General features: G+C 67.9%; 2 protein-coding genes. Both read left to right on the top strand.

Going from position 1 to position 2,291, the window contains the following annotated elements; genetic code table 11:
- Positions 1-258: 258 nt before the first annotated feature.
- The gene (metK, locus tag ACZ6YI_RS13755; RefSeq protein WP_465779157.1) at positions 259-1,479 is read left to right on the top strand and encodes a methionine adenosyltransferase; all 1,221 of its coding nucleotides are present in this window, start codon (positions 259-261) and stop codon (positions 1,477-1,479) included.
- A gap of 129 nt (positions 1,480-1,608) precedes the next feature.
- Complete coding sequence (locus ACZ6YI_RS13750; protein ID WP_465779156.1) at positions 1,609-2,136, top strand: DUF4142 domain-containing protein; 528 nt, start codon at positions 1,609-1,611, stop codon at positions 2,134-2,136.
- Positions 2,137-2,291: the final 155 nt, after the last annotated feature.

Genomic DNA, 2,291 nt, shown 5'->3' with positions numbered 1-2,291 from the left:
TTTTTCCCGCCCGCCCGGGCCCCCCCCCCCCCCCCCCCCCCCCGGGGGGGGGGGCGCGGGGGGGGGGGGGGGGGCCCCCCCGCCCCCCCCCCCCCCCCCCCCCGCCCCCCCCCCCCCCCCGGCCGGCGGCCGGGGGCTGAATGTCCATGCAATCGTCACCCCCGGGGGTTACGCTGGGCGCTGCAAACTGGTACGGGGGCGTGTATCATGGCGCGCCCCTTTTATCTCTTTATCCGTAAAGAAGGATATATACCCCCGATGAGCAGCTACCTCTTCACCTCCGAGTCGGTCTCCGAAGGCCATCCGGACAAGATCGCCGACCAGATCTCCGACGCCGTCCTCGACGCCATCCTGGCGCAGGATCCGCGCGCTCGCGTGGCCTGCGAAACGCTGGTGAAGACCGGCGTGGCCATCGTCGCGGGTGAAATCACCACCAGCGCCTGGATCGACCTGGAAGCGCTGACCCGTAACGTCATCCTCGACATCGGCTACAACTCGTCCGACGTCGGCTTCGACGGCGCGACCTGCGGCGTCCTCAACCTGATCGGCAAGCAGTCGCCGGACATCAACCAGGGCGTGGACCGCAAGAAGCCGGAAGAACAGGGCGCTGGCGACCAGGGCCTGATGTTCGGCTACGCCACCAACGAGACCAGCGAGTTCATGCCGGCCGCGATCCACCTGAGCCACCGCCTCGTGGAGCAGCAGGCCAAGGTCCGCAAGAAGAAGAACTCGCCGCTGCCGTGGCTGCGCCCGGACGCGAAGAGCCAGGTCACCCTGCGCTACAACGAAGCCGGTGAGGCCATCGCCATCGACGCCGTCGTGCTCTCGACCCAGCACGATCCGGGCGTGAAGCAGAAGGACCTGATCGAAGGCGTGCGCGAGCTGATCCTGAAGCCCGTGCTGCCGGCGAAGCTCCTGCACAAGGACACCAAGTTCCACATCAACCCGACCGGCAAGTTCGTGATCGGCGGCCCGGTGGGCGATTGCGGCCTGACCGGTCGCAAGATCATCGTCGACACCTACGGCGGCTGGGCCCGTCACGGTGGTGGCGCGTTCTCGGGTAAGGATCCGTCGAAGGTCGACCGTTCGGCCGCCTACGCCGCGCGCTACGTCGCCAAGAACATCGTGGCTGCCGGCCTGGCCGACCGTTGCGAAATCCAGGTGAGCTACGCGATCGGCGTGGCCGAGCCGACCTCGATCTCGGTGACCACCTTCGGTACCGGCAAGATTTCGGACGACAAGATCGAGAAGCTGGTCCGCAAGCACTTCGACCTGCGCCCGTTCGGCATCATCAAGATGCTCGACCTGGTCCACCCGATGTACCAGGCCACGGCATCCTACGGCCACTTCGGCCGCAAGCCGTTCGAGATGAAGGCCGCCGATGGCAGCACCTTCACCGCGTTCTCGTGGGAAAAGACCGACCGCGCCGAGCTCCTCCGTGACGCGGCCGGCCTGGGTGGCAAGGCTGTGCGTAAATAAGCCAGCAAGCCACGCGTTGAACGAGACGGGCGCCCCAGGGCGCCCGTTTTCGTTTCACACCCGCCGGGGTCACAACGGCTTCATCAGCAGGATGCGACACCAGAGGGAGTTCCAAACGGAGACAACCCCATGGCACTTCGCCTCCCCCACCTGCTGCTCGCGGCGAGCCTCGCCGCCACCCTGCCCTTCGCGGCGCTCGCCGATACCCAGGAGAAGGACAGCCAGGGCGGCACGCCCACCGACGCGGGCTTCTACCAGAACGCGACCGGCGCGAACGTCGCGGAGATCGAGCTGAGCCAGCTGGCGCTCAAGCAGGGTTCGTCCGCCAAAGTGAAGCAGTTCGCGCAGAAGATGGTCGATGACCACACCAAGGCGAATGAGAAGCTGGAAAGCCTGCGCAATGGCGACAAGGGCTATTCGACCACGACGTCCCCGCCGCCCGATGCGCAGAAGGACATCGACGCGCTGAAGTTGCTCAACGGGAAGGAGTTCGACCGCCAGTACGCGAAGGTCATGGTCGCCGGCCATGAGAAGGCCGTGGCGATGTTCGAGGTCGAAGCGGAGAAGGGCTCGAACCCGGCGATGAAGGCGTTCGCGAAGGAAACGCTGCCGACGATCAGGGAACACCAGAAGATGGCCAAGGCGCTGCCGAAGTAACGCAGCGCAGCTCCTATGCTGTCGTGGGGGGGGGCGGGGGGGGGGGGGGGGGGGGGGGGGCCCCCCCCCCCGCCCCCCCCCGCCCCCCCCCCCCGGGGCGGGGTGGAAGGGGGGGAGGCGGGGGGGGGGCAAAAGCAGGGGGAGCCGCGCCCACC

This window comes from Luteibacter sp. NPDC104163 (genome assembly GCF_055584245.1).
This window is presented reverse-complemented; position numbering and strand designations above follow the sequence as displayed.

Coding starts and splice junctions, on each gene's coding strand:
- metK (WP_465779157.1), top strand. CDS start 259: ATGAGCAGCTACCTCTTCACCTCCGAGTCGGTCTCCGAAGGCCATCCG.
- ACZ6YI_RS13750 (WP_465779156.1), top strand. CDS start 1,609: ATGGCACTTCGCCTCCCCCACCTGCTGCTCGCGGCGAGCCTCGCCGCC.